General features: G+C 29.7%; 24 protein-coding genes. 21 read left to right on the top strand and 3 right to left on the bottom strand.

What is annotated here, in order from left to right:
* Positions 1 to 6: 6 nt before the first annotated feature.
* The 8 genes from rsmG (at position 7) to CC89_RS14100 (ending at position 6,460) form a co-directional block, all read left to right on the top strand.
* Positions 7 to 726, top strand: a complete 720-nt coding sequence (rsmG, locus tag CC89_RS14135) for a 16S rRNA (guanine(527)-N(7))-methyltransferase RsmG (RefSeq protein ID WP_035293146.1) — start codon at positions 7 to 9, stop codon at positions 724 to 726.
* A 154-nt stretch (positions 727 to 880) separates the two neighbouring features.
* A complete protein-coding gene (noc, locus tag CC89_RS14130; RefSeq protein WP_035293144.1) occupies positions 881 to 1,660 on the top strand; it encodes a nucleoid occlusion protein in 780 nt (259 codons plus the stop codon).
* Between the two features lie 502 nt (positions 1,661 to 2,162).
* Complete coding sequence (locus tag CC89_RS14125; protein ID WP_035293141.1) at positions 2,163 to 2,936, top strand: ParA family protein; 774 nt, start codon at positions 2,163 to 2,165, stop codon at positions 2,934 to 2,936.
* 53 nt (positions 2,937 to 2,989) lie between these two features.
* Entirely contained in the window at positions 2,990 to 3,850 is an 861-nt protein-coding gene (locus tag CC89_RS14120; protein ID WP_035293138.1) for a ParB/RepB/Spo0J family partition protein, read from the top strand.
* 215 nt (positions 3,851 to 4,065) lie between these two features.
* Positions 4,066 to 4,560, top strand: coding sequence for a DUF4446 family protein (locus CC89_RS14115; RefSeq protein WP_502685633.1), 495 nt, complete (start codon positions 4,066 to 4,068; stop codon positions 4,558 to 4,560).
* A 144-nt stretch (positions 4,561 to 4,704) separates the two neighbouring features.
* The gene (locus CC89_RS14110; RefSeq protein ID WP_035293660.1) at positions 4,705 to 4,830 is read left to right on the top strand and encodes a MerR family DNA-binding transcriptional regulator; all 126 of its coding nucleotides are present in this window, start codon (positions 4,705 to 4,707) and stop codon (positions 4,828 to 4,830) included.
* Between the two features lie 57 nt (positions 4,831 to 4,887).
* Positions 4,888 to 6,048, top strand: a complete 1,161-nt coding sequence (locus tag CC89_RS14105; RefSeq protein WP_035293132.1) for an RNA-guided endonuclease InsQ/TnpB family protein — start codon at positions 4,888 to 4,890, stop codon at positions 6,046 to 6,048.
* Positions 6,049 to 6,208: 160 nt separating this feature from the next.
* A complete protein-coding gene (locus CC89_RS14100; RefSeq protein WP_035293130.1) occupies positions 6,209 to 6,460 on the top strand; it encodes a YkuS family protein in 252 nt (83 codons plus the stop codon).
* A gap of 203 nt (positions 6,461 to 6,663) precedes the next feature.
* Here the strand turns inward: CC89_RS14100 and yyaC are convergent, their stop codons facing one another.
* The 3 genes from yyaC to CC89_RS14085 are packed head-to-tail and all read right to left on the bottom strand — an operon-like array spanning position 6,664 to position 9,558.
* Positions 6,664 to 7,254 carry a spore protease YyaC gene (yyaC, locus tag CC89_RS14095; RefSeq protein WP_035293127.1) on the bottom strand — a complete coding sequence of 197 codons (591 nt, stop codon included), beginning with the start codon at positions 7,252 to 7,254 and terminating at the stop codon, positions 6,664 to 6,666.
* A gap of 48 nt (positions 7,255 to 7,302) precedes the next feature.
* Positions 7,303 to 8,355 (bottom strand): sporulation integral membrane protein YtvI, encoded by a 1,053-nt coding sequence (gene ytvI, locus CC89_RS14090; RefSeq protein WP_035293125.1) that lies wholly within the window; start codon positions 8,353 to 8,355, stop codon positions 7,303 to 7,305.
* A 48-nt stretch (positions 8,356 to 8,403) separates the two neighbouring features.
* Positions 8,404 to 9,558 (bottom strand): aminotransferase class V-fold PLP-dependent enzyme, encoded by a 1,155-nt coding sequence (locus CC89_RS14085; RefSeq protein WP_035293124.1) that lies wholly within the window; start codon positions 9,556 to 9,558, stop codon positions 8,404 to 8,406.
* Positions 9,559 to 9,801: 243 nt separating this feature from the next.
* Here CC89_RS14085 and yedF point away from each other — a divergent pair, with 243 nt between their 5' ends.
* The 13 genes from yedF to CC89_RS14020 all read left to right on the top strand — a co-directional run bounded on the left by yedF (position 9,802) and on the right by CC89_RS14020 (position 20,950).
* Entirely contained in the window at positions 9,802 to 10,395 is a 594-nt protein-coding gene (yedF, locus tag CC89_RS14080) for a sulfurtransferase-like selenium metabolism protein YedF (RefSeq protein ID WP_035293122.1), read from the top strand.
* A 93-nt stretch (positions 10,396 to 10,488) separates the two neighbouring features.
* Positions 10,489 to 10,737 carry a putative Se/S carrier protein gene (locus CC89_RS14075; protein ID WP_035293120.1) on the top strand — a complete coding sequence of 83 codons (249 nt, stop codon included), beginning with the start codon at positions 10,489 to 10,491 and terminating at the stop codon, positions 10,735 to 10,737.
* 396 nt (positions 10,738 to 11,133) lie between these two features.
* Positions 11,134 to 11,328, top strand: coding sequence for a DUF951 domain-containing protein (locus tag CC89_RS14070; protein WP_035293117.1), 195 nt, complete (start codon positions 11,134 to 11,136; stop codon positions 11,326 to 11,328).
* Positions 11,329 to 11,438: 110 nt separating this feature from the next.
* Positions 11,439 to 11,726 (top strand): 30S ribosomal protein S6, encoded by a 288-nt coding sequence (rpsF, locus tag CC89_RS14065; protein ID WP_035293114.1) that lies wholly within the window; start codon positions 11,439 to 11,441, stop codon positions 11,724 to 11,726.
* An 11-nt stretch (positions 11,727 to 11,737) separates the two neighbouring features.
* The gene (locus CC89_RS14060) at positions 11,738 to 12,190 is read left to right on the top strand and encodes a single-stranded DNA-binding protein (RefSeq protein ID WP_035293112.1); all 453 of its coding nucleotides are present in this window, start codon (positions 11,738 to 11,740) and stop codon (positions 12,188 to 12,190) included.
* A gap of 29 nt (positions 12,191 to 12,219) precedes the next feature.
* Positions 12,220 to 12,456 carry a 30S ribosomal protein S18 gene (gene rpsR, locus CC89_RS14055; RefSeq protein WP_035293110.1) on the top strand — a complete coding sequence of 79 codons (237 nt, stop codon included), beginning with the start codon at positions 12,220 to 12,222 and terminating at the stop codon, positions 12,454 to 12,456.
* Positions 12,457 to 12,564: 108 nt separating this feature from the next.
* Positions 12,565 to 12,882: a MazG-like family protein gene (locus CC89_RS14050; protein ID WP_035293108.1), complete on the top strand. Its 318-nt coding sequence runs from the start codon at positions 12,565 to 12,567 to the stop codon at positions 12,880 to 12,882.
* 10 nt (positions 12,883 to 12,892) lie between these two features.
* Complete coding sequence (locus CC89_RS14045; RefSeq protein WP_035293106.1) at positions 12,893 to 13,885, top strand: DUF2232 domain-containing protein; 993 nt, start codon at positions 12,893 to 12,895, stop codon at positions 13,883 to 13,885.
* Positions 13,886 to 13,910: 25 nt separating this feature from the next.
* The gene (locus CC89_RS14040; RefSeq protein ID WP_035293104.1) at positions 13,911 to 15,893 is read left to right on the top strand and encodes a DHH family phosphoesterase; all 1,983 of its coding nucleotides are present in this window, start codon (positions 13,911 to 13,913) and stop codon (positions 15,891 to 15,893) included.
* Positions 15,893 to 16,336 (top strand): 50S ribosomal protein L9, encoded by a 444-nt coding sequence (gene rplI / locus CC89_RS14035; protein ID WP_035293102.1) that lies wholly within the window; start codon positions 15,893 to 15,895, stop codon positions 16,334 to 16,336. The genes CC89_RS14040 and rplI overlap by 1 nt, the downstream gene beginning before the upstream one ends.
* A gap of 31 nt (positions 16,337 to 16,367) precedes the next feature.
* Positions 16,368 to 18,284, top strand: coding sequence for a Lon family ATP-dependent protease (gene lonC, locus CC89_RS14030; protein WP_081897059.1), 1,917 nt, complete (start codon positions 16,368 to 16,370; stop codon positions 18,282 to 18,284).
* 13 nt (positions 18,285 to 18,297) lie between these two features.
* Positions 18,298 to 19,632 carry a replicative DNA helicase gene (locus CC89_RS14025; RefSeq protein WP_035293098.1) on the top strand — a complete coding sequence of 445 codons (1,335 nt, stop codon included), beginning with the start codon at positions 18,298 to 18,300 and terminating at the stop codon, positions 19,630 to 19,632.
* Between the two features lie 463 nt (positions 19,633 to 20,095).
* A complete protein-coding gene (locus CC89_RS14020) occupies positions 20,096 to 20,950 on the top strand; it encodes a DMT family transporter (RefSeq protein ID WP_051931788.1) in 855 nt (284 codons plus the stop codon).
* Positions 20,951 to 21,161 lie beyond the last annotated feature (211 nt).

Genomic DNA, 21,161 nt, shown 5'->3' with positions numbered 1-21,161 from the left:
AGTTAAATGGAATATTACGATATTTTAAATAATGCAGCCTTAAAAGAAGGATTGGAATTTAATGAAGAAAAATATAATGAATTCATTCTATATAAGGATATGATAAAAGAATGGAATGAAAAGATAAATTTAACTGCCATAACGGATGATGAAGAAATAATAAAAAAACATTTTATTGACTCCTTTAAAATATTTAAATTTGCAAAACTTAAAGAGTGCAAAAAAATAATAGATGTAGGTACAGGAGCTGGGTTTCCAGGTATACCTATGAAGATTGTTAAAGATAATTTAGAAATAACGTTGCTGGATTCATTAAAAAAGAGAATAACTTTTTTGGATGAAGTGGTGAATAAATTAAGTTTAAATTCTGTAGAAACACTTCATGGGAGAGCTGAAGATTTTGCAAAAGATAAAAAATACAGAGAACAATATGATGCAGTGGTTTCTAGAGCTGTGGCTAACATGACTGTTCTAAGTGAATTTTGTATTCCTTTCGTTAAAAAGGGAGGATATTTTGTAGCTTTAAAAGGGCCAGCTATTGGAGAAGAATTAGAGGAAGCTCAAAAGGCTATTAAGATATTAGGTGGAAAAATTCAAGAAATAATAGAGGTAGATATTGAGGGAAGTAACTTAAGGCATAACTTAGTTGTAGTTAAAAAAGTAAAAGATACACCTAAGGGGTATCCTAGAAAAGCAGGGGTAGTTTCTAAAAATCCATTAAAATAAGGAAATAAAAGTAAAATAAGCATATAAAATAGATAAATAACAAATAAATATTAAAAAAATAAAATAAATTATATAAAAGTTTACAAAAAAGAAGGAATATTAATGTTTCTATAGAAATGTTAATATTAGGAAAACAATAAGAGGGATGGTAGCTATGCAAAAAGATATAAATTATATACCTGTAGAATCCATAGTTCCAAATGCTTATCAGCCAAGAAAACATTTTGATGAGGAAGCTTTAGAAGAATTGGCACAATCAATAAAAGCATATGGCGTTATTCAACCAATTTCTATAAGAAAGTTATCAGCTGAAAAATATGAACTTATAGCTGGAGAAAGAAGACTTAGAGCTGCTAAATTAGCTGGATTAACTGAAATACCAGCTATAATAGTAAATATAACTGATAAGGATTCAGCAGCTATTGCACTTTTGGAAAATTTACAAAGACAAGATTTAAACTTTTTAGAAGAAGCAGAAGCTTATCATAATTTAATAAAGGATCATTCCTATACTCAAGAGCAGTTGGCAGAAGTCATAGGAAAGAAGCAATCTACCATTGCAAATAAAATAAGGCTTCTCAAATTAGAACCTAAAATTCGACAAATTCTTTTGGAAAATAATCTTACAGAAAGACATGCTAGAGCACTTTTGAAATTGCCTTCAGAGGAACTTAGAAATAAGGTATTGAAAGAAGTTGTTAGTAAGTCTTTAAATGTAAAGAAAACAGAAGAAATAGTAGAAAGAGAACTTCTTAAATTATGTAGTCAAGAAGTTGCAGCCGATGGAAAGAAGAGAATAAAGGGGATTTTTAGTCCAAGAATTTATGTAAATACCATAAAGCAAGTTTTTGATAAATATGGCATAAAAGCTAATTATAAATCTAAAGAATTAGAAGACTCTATAGAAGTTACTATATGTATTCCAAAAAAATAGTTGATTTTTTATAGTCTTATATTTAGTTATAATTGTTACAAATTTATAGCAGTAATGTAATTGATATAGTGGATATAAATTAATATGAATGACTAAATTAGTAAAGTGACTATTTCAACTTTCGCAGTTATAAAATAAAAATGTAAAATTTTAAATTTTGTATTCTAAATTTTAAATTAAAGACGCTTATTAATCTAATGTCGAACTTGAATTATGTGCGAAAGTTGAGTTATTATATAAATGTTTTAGGAAATAGATATTTTTTATATTAAATAGACAAAAAACTTAAAGATAAAGTTGGTGTAAAAAAATATTATACTAATTTTATCTTTTTTTATTTTTTTATAGCATTAAGTAAGCAAAAATTACTAGCACAAGAGATGTATTAATATTATAATAGAAGTTGAAGATAATTTTATAAAATATTGGCCACCGTATACTATCGGTGGTAATTTAATAATTTGTGCTGATTTTTAAAATATAATTAAAGGTGATGAGTTTAATGAAGGTTATTTGTATTTTTAATCAAAAAGGTGGAGTGGGTAAAACTACAACCAATATAAACTTATGCTCCTATTTAGCTAATAAAGGACATAAAATACTCACTATAGATATAGATCCTCAAGGAAACACTACCAGTGGATTAGGGTTGGACAAGAGAAATATTGAAAGTTCAATTTATGATGTGTTAGCAGGAGAAAAGAGTATAAAGGAATCTATAATTAAAATAGAGCTTATTGATAATTTTTATATTGTCCCATCTACTATGGAATTAGCTGGAGCAGAAGTGGAATTAATAAATAAGGAAAGTAGAGAAAATATATTAAAAAATGCGTTGCAAGAATTAGATGATGAGTTTGATTATGTGTTTATAGATTGTCCGCCTTCTCTAGGATTTTTAACAATAAATGCCCTTTGTGCAGCCGATAGTGTTCTGATTCCTATTCAATGTGAATTTTATGCATTGGAAGGTGTGGGCCAGCTTATAAATACAGTGCAGCTAGTTAAGAAATCCTTAAATAAATCTCTAGAAATAGAGGGTATTTTAATGAGTATGTATGATAGTAGGACAAAGCTTAGCAATGAGGTAGTAGAAGAGGTAAAGAAATATTTCAAAGATAAGGTGTATAATACTACTATACCAAGAAATATAAGATTAGCAGAAGCTCCTAGTTTCGGACTTCCAATATTATTATTTGATGATAAGTGCAGAGGAGCTGAAGCTTATCAAAAACTTACTAAGGAATTTTTAAGTAGACAAAAGGTTAGAGCATAAATAATATAATATTAAACAAAGGATGGCTTAATACGGATAAAGGAGGAAGAAGCTTGAGTAAAAAGTATGGATTAGGAAAAGGATTAGGAGCTTTAATTCCAGAACAAGATTCTTCAGAAGTGGAGAATAATGAGACAATATTAAAAATCCCTTTAAATTTAATAAAAGCTAATAAAGAGCAACCAAGAAAAAATTTCGATGGGGATAAAATAATGGAGTTAGCTCAGTCTATAAAGCAATATGGAATAATTCAGCCTTTAGTTTTAAAAAGACAAGGTGGGAGTTATGTAATAATAGCAGGAGAAAGACGTTGGAGAGCAGCTAAGGTTGTGGGCGTTAAAGAAGTTCCAGCTGTTGTTATGAATATGCCAGAAAAAGAAGTCTTGGAAGTATCTTTAATAGAAAATATACAAAGAGAGGATTTAAACCCAATAGAAGAAGCTAAAGCATATAAAAGATTAATTGAGGAGTTTAATTTAACACAAAGTGATGTTTCTAGCAAAATAGGGAAATCTAGAACTGCTATAGCAAACTGTATGAGACTTTTAAATTTAGACGAAAGAGTTCAACAATATCTTATAGATGAGGTTATATCAGAGGGGCACGGAAGAGCTTTATTATCTTTAGAAGATAAGGATTTACAGTATTCCTTGGCTCAAAAAATTATTGATGAAAATTTAAGTGTAAGAGAAATAGAAAAGCTAATAAGAAGTGTTTCTAAAAACACACAGGAAATAAAGAAGCAAGCAGCCGATGCGAACCCATATTATGAAGATATTAAAAATAGATTGGAAGGTTATTTTGGAACTAAGGTATTTATAAAAAATAATAAAAATAATAAAGGTAAAATAGAAATAGAATATTATTCAGAAGATGATCTTCAAAGAATAATAGATATTTTAAATATGCAATAGGAAAGTTTAAATAGAAAAGTTTAAAAAATTGTAAGTAACTATTAGTTTTGAATTAAACAAGTATTGATAATGAAAAATAATTTATATATAATTAAAGAAGCTTTAATTTATAAAGTGGTAGTAAGAAAATATCCTTGTTTATTTAGTTGGTAATTGACATTACATAAAATATAAAAATGTTTCACGTGAAACAATAGCAGAAAGGAATGAGTTACTTGAATACAATATTTGAAAATTTATCAGCTTTTCAACCATATATTATAGCGGGAATGGCAATTATAATATTTATACTATTTATAATGCTTATTATTTCATTTAAAGCTATAGGTAAGTTGGAGAAAAAATTTAGGAAATTTACACGTGGAGTGGATAATAAAAATATAGAACAAGTTATAGAAACGTATTTTGATAAAATAGATGAAAGTAAGGATAAAGTAGATGTTTTAGCAGAAAACTATAAGGTTTTAAATGAAAAGTTAAAAAACTGTGTACAAAGAACAGCTATGAAAAGATACAAAGCTTTTGAAAATGTAGGAAGTGATTTAAGTTTTTCTATAGCTTTACTTAATGAATATAATAGTGGCATGATTATAACAGGTATATATGGAAGAGAAGATAGCGTAGTTTATGCAAAACCTATTGATAGGGGAATATCAAGATATGATTTGTCCGAAGAAGAGGAAGAGGTTCTAAACTCAGCTATTAATTAATATCACAAATAAAATTATAAATAACACTTATAAAAACCTCCATTAAGGGAATAATAATCTTAAGGAGGTTTCTTTAGTTATTTAAAATATAAATAAAAGTAATTAAATATAGTAAATGTACTTATGAAAAGGAAGTGAGTACATTTGAAAAATAATAACTATAAAGCAAATGAATTTGCAGAATTAATTAATGTGTCAGTTAGAACATTACAAAGATGGGATAACGAAGGAATATTAAAAGTATTTAGAACACCAACAAATAGAAGATAATATACTTATGAGCAATACAAAGAAAATATAAGAAAAAGATAAAGGAAGATGAAGAAGTTGAAAAAAGCATACAAAATAGAAATTAAACCAACAGAAGAACAGATAACTAAAATTCATCAAACTATTGGTGTAAGTAGGTTCATATACAATTTTTATATTGCTCATAATAAAGAAGTTTACGAAAAAGAGAAAAAATTTATTAGTGGTATGGATTTTTCTAAATGGCTTAATAACAAATATATTCCTAATCATACTGACAAAGCTTGGATTAAAGAAGTGTCTTCCAAAGCTACTAAAAAAGCCATTATGAATGGAGAAAAAGCATTTAAGAAATTTTTTAAAGGGGAAAGCGGCTTTCCTAAATTTAAGAAAAAGAAAAATCAAGATGTTAAAGCTTATTTTCCAAAGAACAATAAAACAGATTGGACTATTGAAAGACATAGAGTTAAAGTTCCAACTTTAGGTTGGGTTAGATTAAAAGAATTTGGCTACATTCCAGTTAACTCCATAGTTAAAAGCGGTACAGTAAGTCAAAAATCAGATAGATATTTTGTTTCAATTTTAGTTGAAGAGGATATTACATTAGATAATAAACCTTATTCAGAAGGAATAGGCGTAGACCTTGGACTAAAAGATTTTGCAATTTGTAATAATGGTTTAACTAAAAAGAATATTAACAAAACTAAAATAGTTAAAAAAGAAGAAAAGAAACTAAAACGTGAGCAAAGAAAGCTTTCAAGGAAATATGAAAGTTTAAAATTAAGAAATAAAAAAGAGAAAGGAGAAGCTACTCGTCAAAATATCCAAAAACAAATAGTCAAGGTACAAAAACTTCATCAAAGACTTACAAATATAAGAACTAATTACATAAATAAAACAGTGAATGAGTTAATAAAACAAAAACCAAGTTTTATAACTATTGAAGATTTAAATGTAAGTGGAATGATGAAGAATAGACATTTAGCTAAAGCGGTTGCTGGGCAAAAGTTTTATGAATTTAGAACTAAGCTTATTTTAAAGGCCAAACAAAATAATATTGAGATAAGAATAGTTGATAGATTCTATCCAAGTAGTAAAATGTGTAGCTGTTGTGGAGCATATAAGAAAGATTTAAAACTATCTGATAGAGTTTATAAATGCAGTTGTGGACTTTTTATTGATAGAGATTTAAATGCTTCAATAAATTTAGCCAATGCTAAAGAATATAAGATAGCTTAATTAAACAAGCACTTATATGTGTACCCAAGGCTATTTGGGGAATTAACGACTGTGGAGTGCTATACAAACTGTAGTAGCTTAGGCAAGACAGAGTACGTTGAAGCAGTAAGAATCTCAATATGGATACATTTGACCATATTTTGAGTAGCAGGTTTTTATTATGATTATATTTGTACCTAAAGATATGCAGTATATTAGTAATGAATTAATAAATAGAGGTTACCAAGTAACTAATGATAAGGAAAAGGCTTGTGATATTATAATATGTGATTTAAAGAATCACGGTCTTATGGATACTAATTTAGAAAACAATCTAAAGGCTGAAGGCACACTAATAATTGATTCTGGTAGAAAGACTATAGATGAAATTGATAGAATAATATTTAACAGGGTTTATAGCTCTATATATTAATGCAAATAAAAAATTCTGTTGTATTTCTTTTCTAAAATATAAATATATATTTTTATATATTATAAAATTAATTGATATTTTTATGTATTTGTTATTATTAGATATTTAAAAATGTTTCACGTGAAACATTACAATAGATTATTTTATCCCTATCACAAATAAATATAGGCATATCCAATATGTTAAGTATTAAAATAATTTGGTTATTTTGCCAAATCTTCTAAGGATTCTTTATGTAATTTTGGACCTCCTATTGTTTTTAAAATAGAATGATACAGGCCCTTTGAAATTATGTCGGCTAGATTCATAACTGTATATAACCTAGTGTTTTGAAGCACTAGAAATTCTAAGTTTCCGGAAATATTTACTATACCCTTTATACTTACATTACCAACAGGGGAAAGATTTTTATTTAATGCGGCCCCCGGAAGTAATGGACCTTTTTCAACAATAACATTTCCTACATTGGAGATATTACCTAAAGAAGCATCTATAGCTATTATAAAAGGATTTTCCAAAGTATCTTTAATATCTTGAAGATTTTCATTTAAATTCTTAGCATGAACAGGTTTTTCTAAATTACCATATAGGGCGACCTTATCCCTTACTAAAAATTTTAATTTATCACCTACCAATGGTCCCAAAGAATCTCCAGTGGATCTATCGGTTCCAATGCACAAAATGGCAATTTGTTTTTGTGAATTTAAAGCATAGGTTATTTGTTCACTTAATATGTCTCTTAATTTAAATATACAATTTCCTTCGGACGTATCTAAAATAATTTTATTATTCATAAAAAACACCTCCCCTTCTAATTATTAACAAAGGGAAGATGTTATATACTATAAAACCTCAACTTTTTTTAATATATTATAGAAAACAACTAAGAATATGCAGAAAAACATTCCACCTATACCATTAGCTTTAAGACCAATAAATATGGCGGCTAATACAGCTACAGGATGAAGACCTAATGATGAAGAAACTATTTTTGGCTCTATTATTTGTCTTATAACAGAAACTATTCCATATAAAATTAATATGCCTATTGCTGCAACATAGTTTTTAGAAAGGAAATATATTATAGCTAATGGAATGTAAATAGCCCCTATACCTAGTACTGGCAATAGATCAAAAAATCCGCAAATAACACTTAAAAGTACAGCATACTTAACTTTAAATATTAAAAATCCAATAAGAGTTTCTAAAAATGTTATGGATATTATAAATAAATAAGATGCTATATAATTTGATAACATTTTTTTAGATTCCAACACTATACTGTATAATCTATTTGATTTGCTTTCGGGTAAAAGATTAAATATCTTATCTTTTGCAGCGGAAAGGTCTTTGGTAAAAAAGTAAGTTGAAAGCAAAGTAAATAATATTACCATAATGGTGTACGGTATTTTAGTTAGAAAAATCAAAAATAAAGATAGCGCTTTTTTGGTAAATGCTACTGTGAAATTAAGGCTTTTTGATGTAAAACTTGAAAGATTCTTTTCTATAGTAGATATTATAGAAGGGTCTAAATGATGATAGTTTGTTTCCAAATTATTAAAAAAGCCCATTATCTCATCTGAATTTTTAGTAATATAAGTTTGTATATTTTTGCCTAGTTGTATGCTTTCTGATGTGAGTGATGTAATACCTAAAGAAAGTATGGTTACAATTATTGCAAAAAATATTATAGTAACTATTAGAGAAGAAAGCCAAGACTCTATTTTAAATTTATTCATTAAAAATTTTACGGGTTTTTGTAATAAAATAGCAAATAAAATACCTAGTACAAATGGAAGTGTATAGCCTATGGTTGCAAAAAATAGTATAAAAACAAGGGTATATATTACTACAAAGAGAATAGTCCTATCTAACCTTTCAAGTAAGTTATTCAAGTTATCACATCCTTTTTATAACTTTATTTATGAAATTTGGGGCATAATCTAAAACCTCTTTATAACTTTATTTATACAACTTAAAGTATAGTCCACGTCTTTTTCATCATTAAATAAACCAAAACTGAATCTGATAGTGCCACTAGGATAAGTACCTATAGTTTTGTGAGCTAAAGGTGCACAATGTAAACCAGTTCGTGTAATTATACCAAACTCATTGTCTAGTATAAATCCTAGTTCTGCATTATCTATTTTTGAAGAATTTATAGATATTGTGGAGGTTCTTGAAGAAACATCTCTAATTCCATAAACTTCTACAGTATCTATGTTTAACACGTTATTTATAAATTTTTTGCATAAATCCTCTTCATACTCCCTTATGTATTTAAGTCCTTTTTCATTTATAAAATTAATTCCTGCAAGAAGTCCAGCTATGCCAGGGGTATTCATAGTTCCACTTTCAAATTTGTCAGGTAAAAAATCTGGTTGTATTACATTAGAAGATACGCTTCCAGTGCCACCTTCTATAAAAGGTTTTGTGATTTCGTTAAGTTTGTCATCTATAATGAAACCACCTATGCCTTGAGGACCTAATAAACTTTTATGACCTGTAAAAGCTAAAGCATTACAATTTAATTTTTGAAAATCTAAATTTAAAACCCCAGCAGTTTGAGCTGAATCTATTATTAAATAAATTCCTTTTTCTTTGCATATACGTCCTATTTCCTCAAGAGGTTGAATAGTTCCTATTATATTGGAAGCATGGGACAGAACAACTAATTTGGTATTGCTTTTTATAGATTTTTTAAAATTATCTACATCAATAAAACCTTCTTTAGAACAATCTAATATAGTAAGTTCGATTATTCCCTTTTCTTTAAGAGAAGAAAGTGGTCTTAAAGAAGCGTTATGATCCATTGAAGATGTTATTACATGCCAACCTTTTTCAACTACACCTTTAATTAAAGTGTTTAAAGATTGAGTAATATTTGAAGCAAAAATTACGTTTTCTATATTTGAGAAGTTAAAAAAATTAGCTAGTGCTTCTCGGCATTGAAAAACAACTCTATTCCCTGCTAAAGAAGATGATGATGCTCCTCTTCCAGGATTAGAACCAACTTGTGTCATATATGTCATTATAGAAGATACTACAGTATCTGGTTTTGGAAAAGTTGTAGCTGCATTATCTAAATAAACTTTCATTTAAAAAAACCTCCATTAATCCAAAAGTGTATTTGATATATAAATAGAAAACGAAGCATCTATTTGAATTTATAATAGATATTGGAATATGTATAAAACCCATAACCAAGTTAAAAATCTTTGATATAATGAAAATTGAAGATTTGATGATAAGTATACTACAATTATAGTTTAAAATCTGAAGTAAGTACAATAGGATTAGTAATATTTCAAATAATATGTTTATATTTTAGGAGGGTTATTATGGCAAAGATAATAGATTGTAAGGGAATGAATTGTCCGATACCAGTTGTAAGTACAAAAAAATATTTTGATTCTATAGAAAGTGGAGAAGCTACTACTGTAGTAGATAATGAAGTTGCTAAAAATAATGTACTAAAATTTGCACAAAACAATGGATTTGAAGCTAATGCAGAAGAAAAAGAAGGATTTTACTATGTAAACATAGTAAAAGGAGAAGGTTCTACTGGTTGTAAAGAGGAAAACAAAGGAAATAAAAATACTAAATTTACCATAGCAATAATGGACAATAAATTAGGAAATGGACATGAAGATTTAGGAAATATATTAATAAAAAGTTATTTATTTGCACTTTCAGAGGCAGATGTAATTCCTACAGATTTAATATTTGTAAATGCTGGAGTAAAGTTAACAGTAGAGGGATCAGAAGTATTAGAAAGTTTAAGTAAATTGGAGGAAAGAGGAGTTAAAATTCAAGTATGTGGAACATGTCTTGATTTCTACAAAATTAAAGAACAATTAAAAATTGGAGAAATAAGCAATATGTACTCAATAGTAGAAACAATGAATACATCAGACAAAATAGTGAAACTATAAACTATATAGATACTATGATGTCCATTTTGTAGGAATTATGCAAAGTAATATAATAAGGTTAGAAATCATATAGAATTACGAAGGTGGTAAAATATGGATAAATATTATGTTGTAACTTTTCAAAACACGCATGAGGCTATGAACGGAGAAAAGGTTGCAAAAGAAAATGAATTAAAGGTACAAGTGATTCCAACACCAACATATATAACCAAAAGCTGTGGCATAAGTTTAAAAGTAACGGAAGCTTGTATAGAAAGTATAAAAAAATTAGTTGAAGAAAATAAAATGAACACTAAGAATATATACTTAAAAGATGGTGAAAAGGTAGAAGTTATAATGTAATTACATATTGTGTTTTACCATTGTGCATATTTATGTTGAGCAAAGCTATGAAAATCATAATAGAATTACATTTTTAAGGGGCTGTTGTATTAAGGAATTCACATGCAATATATTGTTTTGCAAGTTTAAAGTTAAGACAATATATTGTAGGATTTATTCTTAGTGCGACAGCTCCTTGTTATATTAGAGCTAACTATAATACTATTTTTAGTGGAAACATGGCTTTATTTTTAGCTGAGTAAGCCACTTTTATAAAATTATAGATTTTGTCCTTTGCTTAAGTTTCACTTTATTATTTTTACTGCCCTATGGTATAATATCATCACAAAAGGAAAGAATTAATAGATGTAATTGGTAATTTATAGCTGATAAAAGTTATAGTAAGGGGTGAAAAAAATGAAACAATTTGATATTGGATACATAGTAGAGATGAAAAAAGGTCATCCTTGTGGGGCTAATCAGTGGGAAATAATAAGAATGGGAGCAGACATAAAGATAAAGTGTGTGAAATGTGGTAGGATAGTTATGATTGAAAGAAATAAATTCGAAAAGAATATGAAGAAGGTATTGGAGGAACCGAAAAGTTCCTAAAATAAATCCTTGCTTTTTATTTGTACCAGTGTTAAAATATATTGATGTAATCCCTGCTGTAATACATTAAGATATTACGGCCGTTAGTCCAGAGGGAGGAGGTGAACGTAATGAGAAAATATGAAGCTCTATTTATATTACACCCATCATTAGATGAAGAAGCTCTTAATGCTAATATTGAGAAATTCAAAGGTGTTATAGAAAATGGTGGAGGACAAATCGATAACGTTGACGTTTGGGGTAAGAGAAAGCTTGCTTACGAAATCGCAAAAGTTAACGAAGGAACATATGTCCTAATCAACTTCTCTGCAGATGCTGATCTACCAAAAGAATTAGACAGAAACTTCAGAATTGCTGACAGTGTTATAAGACACTTAATAACTAATCAAGAAAACTAGGTGGTGTTTTGATGAATAAGGTTGTATTAATCGGAAGACTCACAAAAGACCCAGAGCTTAGATTTATCCAAGGTTCAGGCACAGCAGTTACTACTTTTACAATTGCTGTAGACAGAAGATTTAAAAGTCCAGGGCAGCCAGAAGCGGATTTTATTCCAATTGTGGTATGGGGTAAACAAGCAGAATCAACTGCTAACTATATGAGCAAAGGAAGGCTTATAGGAATTAGTGGAAGAATTCAAACAAGAAGTTACGAAGCTAAAGATGGCACTAGAAGATATGTCACTGAGGTTGTAGCTGAAGAAGTCCAATTCCTTGAGTGGGGAAATGGAAATAAATCATCAATGTCAAGCAATAATTCTGAGTATAATGGATCTTTTGATAATTTCTCAACGGAAGAGTCAAAGGAACAAAGTTTTGATGAGGATATAACTCCAATGGATGATGAGGATATCCCGTTCTAATTTAAAAAAAGGTAAGGAGGTATTTGGAGATGGCAAATGAACGTAAAAGAGTTAAAAGAAGAAGAAAAAAAGTTTGTACTTTCTGTGCTGATAAAGCAAAAGTTATAGACTACAAAGATATCAATACTCTTAAAAAGTACATAACAGAAAGAGGAAAGATACTTCCAAGAAGAATTTCTGGAAACTGTGCTAAACACCAAAGAGAATTGACAATTGCTATAAAGAGATCAAGGAATATAGCATTATTACCATTTACTACTGAATAGTAAAGAATTTAAGCAACACCTTTTGGTGTTGCTTTTTATTTTAACGTTGCATAAATATGAGGAAATAACTAAAATATAATATATAGGTGGGAAAGGGGATGGTATACTATGAAAAAGGACGATTTTAATATAATGGCAAATATTAAAATTATAGAAAGCTTGAAAGCTGATTTACTATGTGTCATAGGGCAATTTTTTAAACTGCTGACCAAGGGGAGTAATGTAGCTCAAAATGCTATTTTAAACTGTATTTCAGGTGCAATAATATTATTATACGTCATAGGAGATAGACTAGGATATTCTTTTATAACTATAGACGAAGAGATAAAAGATAAATTAAAATTGGGCATAATAGAAGAAGATGAAGTAGAAAAAGATGGGAAAGATTTAAGTAGACTGTATAATCATCTAAAAAAGAGAGAATAGTGGAGGACATATGAAAAATAAAAATATACGTACAAAATCTATGGTCGAAGCAGCATTACTTAGTGTATTAATAGTTATAGCTACTGCAGCAAATTTATATTTACCATTTTTCGAGTTTTTGGGAGTAGTAATTGTACCTTTGATAGTGAGTATACTATTTATAAGGCATGATTTTAAAGTTACTATATTAGCTGTAATATCTAGTTTTATATGCATAATTTTAATAGGTAACGTATGGGCAGCATTTGTATTTATATGCTTAGATGTTTTGCCAGGGCTGGCATTAGGGTATAGTATAAAAAAAGAAAAATCTGTATTGTATACTTTAATAACCACGGCAATTGCATACATTGTTGGAATGTTTTTGGCATTTTTTTTAGCAAGCAAGTTTATTTTTAATGTAGACTTATCTAGTGCTATAGATGAAACTGTAAAAATGTATAATGAAAAAATGAAATTAGTTTTAGAACAATATAAGCAGCTTGGAATAGGCGAAGATAAACTTCTAGAACTACGAAATAAAATGCCTAAATTAACTAGAGAATTAATAATTCATACTTTTCCAGGATATATGATGGTAATAGCTATGATATTTTCTTTTATAAATTATATAGTGGCAGGAACTATATTAAGTAAATTGAATATTAAAATAAACAAAATTAAGAATTTTACTAGTTGGCATGTAAATGATAAGGTGGCAGCTATTACCATAGGATTTATGGCTATTGGAGTAATAATGAAATCTAAAAGTGTACCTGGATCTGAATATATTTTATATACAGCCACTATTGTTGGTGGATTTATTTTCTTTATACTAGGTATATCTGTAATAGTTTATTTATTAAAATATAAGTATAAAATTTCAAAAACTAAGATGTTCATAATAATTTTAATTACTTTTATATTTAGAATTAGTAGTATTTACTTCATAATGGGTATTATGGATAGCATTTTTAACATAAGAAAGCTGATAGAAGATTTCCGAGGAAATAGAAAAGCTTAAATAAAAAACAAATTGAGGGGTAATTATGAAAAATGAAAGAAAAAATTCCATTGGAAACTTTAGATTACAAATAGTCATAATTATATCTTTGCTAGGGATAGTATTCTTCTATAATAAAATATTGGGCATTGTAATTTTTATGACCTGTACTTTTATAGCTGTTTATACTTTTAGATTGAATAAGGTTAAAAAGGATGAATGGAGCGAAATAGAAAAGTTTTCTTCTAAGCTGGATATAGCTAGTCAAAACAACTTAGTAAAACTACCTTATCCTCTTATAATAGTCAGTGGAAAAGGCGTTATATTGTGGTATAATGAAAAATTTCATAACATATTAAATGAACAAAAAATATTGGGAGAAAAAATTCAAAGCATAGCTAGAGAAGTGGATATATTAAAGTTTTTAAATGGAACAGAAAAAATTTCTTTAGTGCCTATAGGAAATAGGTTTTATGATGTTAGTGCTAATGTAGTATCTATAAATGGGGAAAGCGAAAATCCTGACAAGGTAGTACTTTTATATTTTATAGATGTAACAGAAAAATATAAACTTTTGAAACATGTGCAAGAGAATAAGGTTTCTATAATGTTGATAGAAGTAGACAATTTAGATGAAGTAGTTAAAACTACGGAAGAAGATAAAAGGCCGCTTTTAGTAGCAGAAATTGAAAGAAGCATAAATGGTTACGCACAAAATTTAAATGCTATGATAGAAAAGAAATCTCAGAATGACTATATATTGGTTGTTGAGGATAAATATATTCGTATGGAAATGGATAAGAAATTTGATATACTAGATCATATAAGGGATTTAGATATAGGGAATAAATTATCCGCTACCTTAAGCATAGGAGTAGGAGTAAATGGTGATAGCCCTCTTGAAAATCATAAATATGCCATAGCAGCTAAGGAATTAGCACTAGGAAGAGGGGGGGATCAAGTAGTAGTTAAAAACAAGGATAAACTTAATTTTTATGGCGGCAAAACTAAGGAGTTTGAAAAAAGGACGAAGGTGCGTGCTAGAGTTATAGCACATGCTCTAGTGCAACTTATAAACGAAAGTACTAATGTTATTATAATGGGACATGTAAACCCAGACGTAGATTCTCTTGGGGCTGCTATAGGAATAAATACTGCATGTAGAATGCTTAAAAAGAAATGTAATATTGTTATTGATGAGGTTAACAATGGCATCAAAATCATATACAATAAGGTTAAAGAGCTTAAGTCATATGAAAGTACATTTATAAATTCTGATGGTGCTAAAAAGATAATAGAGGATAATACTCTTTTAATATTGGTTGATGTACATGGAATAGATTATGTACAGAATAAGGATATAGTTAATAAGTGCAAGAGAAGGGTTATAATAGACCATCACAGAAGAGGACCTAATTATATACAGAAGAGTATTTTAAGTTATATAGAGGCATATGCGTCCTCTACTTCAGAGTTAGTAACGGAAATGCTTCAGTATATGGTAGAGAATCCGAAACTTAAAGTAGAAGAGGCTGAGGCATTGTTAGCGGGCATATGTGTTGATACTAAAAACTTTTGCTTTAAAACAGGGGTTAGAACCTTTGAGGCTGCAGCTTTTTTGAGAAAGCTCGGGGCCGATACTATAGATGTAAAAAAAGTGTTTTCAAATGACTTAGATAAATATTTAAAAAGAGCAGAAATTATAAAGTCTGCTAAGGTTAATAATAATGTAGCAGTGGCAATATGCCCGAGAGATATAAAAGACCCTATAGTGGCAGCTCAGGCTGCGGATGAACTATTGAACATTACAGATATAGAGGCGTCTTTTGTACTTATAGAAATTGATAATGATATACTTATAAGTGGAAGATCTTTAGGAGATATGAATGTTCAAATAATACTAGAAAATCTTGGCGGTGGTGGACACATTACCATGGCAGGAGCTAGAATTAAAGATAGTAACATAAATGGGGTTTATGAATTATTGAAAAAAGAAATAGATGAATACTTAAAGGAGAGTGACAAATAATGAAGGTTATATTGTTAAAAGATGTTAAGGGATTAGGAAAAAGTGGGGATGTAGCAAATACTTCTGATGGATACGCAAGAAACTATTTATTTCCAAAAAATTTAGCAAAAGAAGCAACTGATGGAAATGTCAAAGAATTAAATTTAAGAAAAGAAGTTGAGAGAAAGAGAAAGTTAGAAGAGATGCAAAAGGCCCAAAAGTTAGCTGCTGATTTAAAGGGAAAAGAAGTTAAAATTGTAGCTAAAGCTGGTGAAGGTGGAAGACTATTTGGAGCCATTACAAGCAAGGATATAGCTGAGGCCATGAATAAACAATATCATATAGAGATAGACAAAAAGAAGATAGTTTCAGATACAATAAAACAAGAAGGGGTATATCAAGTAGAAGTTAAGGTGTACCCGGAAGTATCAACAAAAATAAAAGTAGTTGTGACTTCAAATTAGTACACACCGAAGGGAGGAACATCTTCTTTATATGAAGGTGGAAGATGAATTGAACAAGGAAATTGATAAAAGTGAAGTAATGGAATTAAAGTTTGGTATATCTCTAAAGGAACATGTGGATGTGCTAGAGGAAATTATGAGAAACTCTTTTGAAAAGGGTACTATAAGAGCTAGAATAGTTAGACATAAATTAGATAAGTTTATAAAAAGTAAGAATGATTATGAGAGAATATATGCAATAAATAAGATAGTTACTGACGGAAAAGGTATAGATATAGTGCCAGATGACAACAATATTAAAGAGGTTTTAGAGAAAACAGAAGACAATATTTCTGAAATTTTAGCAAAAAGATATGTACAAAATCAAATAGAAAAAGAAATAGAAAAACTTTTAATAGAAAAACAAGATAAGTTTATGGATGAAATGAGAATGGGCATAATCAAAAAGAAAAAAGGCCCAGAAAATTCAAAAACTATTAAAAAATATGAAAGTCTAAAAAAATTAGATGAGAGAAAAATATCTAAAAGTGTTCAAGCTTTGTTAAGGCCTGAAAGCTTTTCAGAGATAGTTGGACAAGAGAGAGCTATAAAGTCTTTAATGTCAAAAATAGCTTCTCCATACCCACAACATGTTATTTTATATGGCCCTCCAGGAGTAGGAAAAACTACTGCTGCAAGATTGGCTCTTGAAGAAGCTAAAAAGCTTGGATATACACCATTTAGTAAAGATGCTAAGTTTGTTGAAGTTGATGGAACTACTTTAAGATGGGATCCTAGAGAGATAACTAACCCACTTTTGGGCTCAGTCCATGATCCTATATATCAAGGTAGCAAGAGAGATTTAGCTGAAACAGGAATTCCAGAACCAAAGCCAGGTCTTGTTACAGAAGCTCATGGAGGAGTTCTTTTCATAGATGAAATAGGAGAATTGGATAATATACTTCAAAATAAACTTTTAAAAGTGCTAGAGGATAAAAGAGTTGAATTTTCATCTTCCTATTATGACCCAGATGATGAAAGTACTCCAAAGTACATAAAATATCTATTTGAAAATGGAGCGCCAGCAGATTTTGCACTTATAGGGGCTACCACTAGAGAACCTGGTGAAATTAATCCAGCTCTAAGATCTAGATGTGTAGAAGTATACTTTGAGCCATTATCATCAAAAGATATAGAGGATATAGTTTACAACGCTGCTAAGAAGTTAAATGTGCAGTTGGAGGATGGAGTGGCAAGTTTAATAAGCAGATACACCATAGAAGGTAGAAAGGCTGTAAATATACTTTCAGATGCCTATGGATATGTACTTTATAATAAAAAAGAAAATGAACATAAAGAAGGTCAAGTTAATATAACAATAAAAGACATAGAAGATATAATATCCATAGGAAGACTTATACCTTATGAAAAAGAAGTAGACTTAAATAAATCTGAGATTGGACATGTAAATGGACTTGGAGTGGCAGGATACATTGGATCTGTTATAGAAATAGAAGCAGCTGTATTTGAAGCTAGAGAAAAGGGAAAAGGAACTATAAGATTCAACGATACAGCAGGTTCCATGGCTAAGGATTCTGTATTTAATGCAGCCTCTGTAATAAGAAAAATTACAGATAAGGATATAAGAGATTATGATATACATGTAAATGCCATAGGTGGAGGAAAAATAGATGGTCCTTCAGCAGGGGCGGCTATAACTGTTTGTATTATAAGTGCACTTTTGAATAAGCCTATAAGACAGGATATAGCTATAACTGGAGAAATATCTCTTAGGGGAAATGTAAAACCTGTAGGTGGTATTTTTGAAAAAATATTTGGAGCTAGAAGAAAGGGCATAAAGAAGGTTATAGTGCCTAAAGACAACCAAAGTGAAGTGCCAACAGGGCTTACAGATATAGAAGTTAAAACAGTAGATAATATAGAAGAATTATTAAAAATTGTGTTTTAAGGAGAAATGATATATGGAGATGCCTCTTAGAAGTTTACCTCACAATATAGAAGCAGAGCAGGCAGTTATAGGGTCAATGTTTATAGATAAGGCTGCCATAGCAGAGGTCACCGAAACATTAAATTCAGAGGATTTCTATAAGGACCATCACAAGGTGCTTTTTGGAGCAATATATCAATTGTTTCAACAGGATATACCGATAGATATGATAACCTTGATAGAACATCTTAGGGCTAATGGAAACTTAGAGGAGTGTGGAGGTATATCTTATATAACCGAAATAAGCAACTCCGTACCTACTACAGCTAATTTGACTTCACATATTAAAATAGTTAAAGATAAATCTATTTTAAGAAAACTTATAAAATCCTCCACAGAAATAATAGAAGAAAGTTATAAAAGTGGTGGTGCTGTAGAAAATGTATTAGATTTAGCGGAAAGAAGAATATTTAACATTGCAGAAAATAGAACTACCAGTGACTTTGAGCCTATGAACACAGTTTTAGAAAGAGGATTTCTAGAGATAGAAAGACTTTTTAATAATAAAGGGGAGATAACTGGGGTTCCTACAGGGTTCCCTGAATTAGATGATAAGACATCGGGATTTCAAAAGGGAGACATGATTCTAATAGCTGCAAGACCGTCCATGGGGAAAACTACATTTGCTCTTAATATAGCTCAATATGCGGCATTAAGAGGAGGAAAAAGTGTGGCTGTATTTTCTCTAGAAATGTCTAAGGAACAGTTAGCCTACAAGCTTTTGTGTGCAGAAGCAAATGTAGATATGCTTAAACTGAGAACAGGAGATTTAGAGGATAAGGACTGGGAAAACATAGCCAAGGCATCAGGGCCTTTAGCAGCAGCAAAAATATATATAGACGATACCGCTGGAGTTTCAGTTATGGAAATGAGATCTAAATGCAGAAGACTTAAAATAGAGCATGGTATAGATCTTATTGTAGTAGACTACTTACAGCTTATGAGTGGAAGTAGTGGGAGTGAAAGTAGACAGCAGGAAGTTTCTGAAATATCCAGATCTATAAAAGCTTTAGCTAAAGAGATGAAGTGTCCAGTTATAGCACTTTCTCAGCTATCTCGTGCTCCAGAGCAGAGAGCCGACCATAGACCAATGCTTTCTGACCTTAGAGAGTCTGGGTCTATAGAACAGGACGCAGACGTGGTTATGTTCCTTTATAGAGATGAGTACTACAATAAGGAAACAGAGGACAAAAATGTGGCAGAATGTATAATAGCTAAGCAGAGAAACGGTCCAACAGGTACTGTTAAATTAGGTTGGATTGGACAATATAGTAAATTTGCAAGGTTAGATATAATACATCAAGAGTAGTGAGTAAATAATGTATTAGTTAAGGCACATTCAGCGTCCTGACTCAGGTTCGCTAGCTTGGCGTCCTTTTAAGGCTTACGATAATTTTATCTGTCTGAAAGAAGAATTTCTAAAATTAAATTTAGACAGTTCCTTCGCTTCTTATGTAAGTCATTCCAGAGAAATTTCATAATTCAGGTAATGTAATGCTTTTTGTGGGATAATCATACAATTAAATTAAAAATACAAATACAGATAAATAAATTAAAAAAGTAATTAAATTTGTATAGTTTAAATAATTAATAGGCACGAGAACTCCTCTACGAGAACTCGTGCTATTCTTATCAAAAATACCTTAATAAGGGAGAATTTTATGTAAGTATTAATATTAATTTAGGATTAAGTTAAAATATAAATATATCTAATTATTTGCTGTTCCCATGCTGTTAATCTGATAGGACGAAGGGAGAATCATAAAGTTTTTATGAAAAAGGGATACATATATTCAATAATATCCGCAGTACTATTTGGAAGTGCTGGTCTATTTGTAAAATATGCTCATAGCACTGGCTTGGAATCTGTAAGTCTTTTAACTATACAATACATATTTGCTATTATAATAATGTTTTGCTTAATAATGATAAAAAATAAGAGAGAAGTCAAAGTTAATAAGAAAACACTTATAAATCTTGCCATGATGGGGGTATTAGGTAATACATTTATGACTGTATTTTACTACAAGGCTTTTGAATACCTTCCAGTTCCATTAGTAACTATACTACTTTACACTTATCCAATAATGGTGTTTTTTTATTCAATAATTTTTAAAAAAGAAAAAGTTACACTAAAGAAGTCCTTGGCAGTGGCATTAGCTTTTTTCGGATGTATTCTTACTCTAGAACTTCTAAGTGGTAAAATACAGTATTCTATAAGAGGAATAATGTACGGGGGCTTATGTGCTGTTTTTTATGCCTTTATGAATATATTTACCGAAAGCAAACTAGAAAATGTGCCTCCTCTTACAATAAATGCATACTCTACTTTGTTTTCTCTTATAGCACTTTTAATTTATAAGCCCTTGAACTATTCAACGTTAACTTCTCTAAGTGTAAAGGGGATAAGTTCTATAATAATTCTTGCAGTGTTTTGTGAAGTAATACCTCTTACACTTTTATATGCAGCCATATCATACATAGGTGCACTTAAAGTTTCTATCATAGCAAATCTTGAGGTACCCAGTGCTGTTTTTATAGCTTTTTTATTCTTAGGAGAAACAGTTTCTATTACCCAAGCAGTGGGAATTGTTTTGGTTATTGTGGCAACCATGTTGATAAAGTAAAAAAATTGTGGTGGAACACAATTTTAGAGGGCTGGAGGGCTAGAGGACTAGGGGGCTAGTTAAGGTGAATTTTCCTCCGCTATGCTATGGAAAATCTTTAATTGTGGATCATGCCATTAATTTTCAGGTAATTAGGTCCTTGAGGCATAAATTTATTACCAATTTACGTTCTTGGTCAATTTGAAAAAATTATCATAATATGATAAAATGT

Origin of the sequence: Clostridium sp. KNHs214 (assembly GCF_000744935.1) — a bacterium.
In the GTDB taxonomy this organism is placed as follows: domain Bacteria; phylum Bacillota; class Clostridia; order Clostridiales; family Clostridiaceae; genus Haloimpatiens.
The sequence above is the reverse complement of the archived record's forward strand: the minus strand, read 5'-3'. Positions and strand labels throughout refer to the sequence as shown.

Coding starts and splice junctions, on each gene's coding strand:
- rsmG (WP_035293146.1), top strand. CDS start 7: ATGGAATATTACGATATTTTAAATAATGCAGCCTTAAAAGAAGGATTG.
- noc (WP_035293144.1), top strand. CDS start 881: ATGCAAAAAGATATAAATTATATACCTGTAGAATCCATAGTTCCAAAT.
- CC89_RS14125 (WP_035293141.1), top strand. CDS start 2,163: ATGAAGGTTATTTGTATTTTTAATCAAAAAGGTGGAGTGGGTAAAACT.
- CC89_RS14100 (WP_035293130.1), top strand. CDS start 6,209: ATGATTATATTTGTACCTAAAGATATGCAGTATATTAGTAATGAATTA.
- yyaC (WP_035293127.1), bottom strand. CDS start 7,254: ATGAATAATAAAATTATTTTAGATACGTCCGAAGGAAATTGTATATTT.
- CC89_RS14085 (WP_035293124.1), bottom strand. CDS start 9,558: ATGAAAGTTTATTTAGATAATGCAGCTACAACTTTTCCAAAACCAGAT.
- yedF (WP_035293122.1), top strand. CDS start 9,802: ATGGCAAAGATAATAGATTGTAAGGGAATGAATTGTCCGATACCAGTT.
- CC89_RS14075 (WP_035293120.1), top strand. CDS start 10,489: ATGGATAAATATTATGTTGTAACTTTTCAAAACACGCATGAGGCTATG.
- CC89_RS14070 (WP_035293117.1), top strand. CDS start 11,134: ATGAAACAATTTGATATTGGATACATAGTAGAGATGAAAAAAGGTCAT.
- rpsF (WP_035293114.1), top strand. CDS start 11,439: ATGAGAAAATATGAAGCTCTATTTATATTACACCCATCATTAGATGAA.
- CC89_RS14060 (WP_035293112.1), top strand. CDS start 11,738: ATGAATAAGGTTGTATTAATCGGAAGACTCACAAAAGACCCAGAGCTT.
- rpsR (WP_035293110.1), top strand. CDS start 12,220: ATGGCAAATGAACGTAAAAGAGTTAAAAGAAGAAGAAAAAAAGTTTGT.
- CC89_RS14050 (WP_035293108.1), top strand. CDS start 12,565: ATGAAAAAGGACGATTTTAATATAATGGCAAATATTAAAATTATAGAA.
- CC89_RS14045 (WP_035293106.1), top strand. CDS start 12,893: ATGAAAAATAAAAATATACGTACAAAATCTATGGTCGAAGCAGCATTA.
- CC89_RS14040 (WP_035293104.1), top strand. CDS start 13,911: ATGAAAAATGAAAGAAAAAATTCCATTGGAAACTTTAGATTACAAATA.
- rplI (WP_035293102.1), top strand. CDS start 15,893: ATGAAGGTTATATTGTTAAAAGATGTTAAGGGATTAGGAAAAAGTGGG.
- lonC (WP_081897059.1), top strand. CDS start 16,368: ATGAAGGTGGAAGATGAATTGAACAAGGAAATTGATAAAAGTGAAGTA.
- CC89_RS14025 (WP_035293098.1), top strand. CDS start 18,298: ATGGAGATGCCTCTTAGAAGTTTACCTCACAATATAGAAGCAGAGCAG.
- CC89_RS14020 (WP_051931788.1), top strand. CDS start 20,096: ATGAAAAAGGGATACATATATTCAATAATATCCGCAGTACTATTTGGA.